The sequence below is a fragment of the Bradyrhizobium uaiense genome (genome assembly GCF_010811875.1).
In the GTDB taxonomy this organism is placed as follows: Bacteria; Pseudomonadota; Alphaproteobacteria; order Rhizobiales; family Xanthobacteraceae; genus Bradyrhizobium; species Bradyrhizobium uaiense.
Window position 1 is genome coordinate 1 of sequence record NZ_VKHP01001263.1, and the last position, 212, is coordinate 212.

General features: G+C 55.7%; 1 protein-coding gene. It reads left to right on the forward strand.

What is annotated here, in order from left to right; translation table 11 throughout:
• On the forward strand, nucleotides 1-181 hold a 181-nt coding region (locus FNJ47_RS50910; protein ID WP_206685450.1), incomplete at its 5' end, for a hypothetical protein.
• Nucleotides 182-212 lie beyond the last annotated feature (31 nt).

The following is a 212-nucleotide window of genomic DNA, read 5'->3' on the forward strand; positions in this document are numbered from 1 at the left end:
CCCGCTTCGAAAAAACGGCCCGGAATTACCGGGCCGTCGTCACTCTCGCTGCCATTGTTCTATGGATGCGCTAGTGTCCACACCACCTAGCACTACTTTGGCAGATTGTGTTTTCGCCGCTGTTTTTCGCGGATTTGCTTTCGGCAATATGGGCATTGCTGAGACGGCGGCCGAAGGATGAGATCGACGATGGCGTGACGTACTGCGGGCAT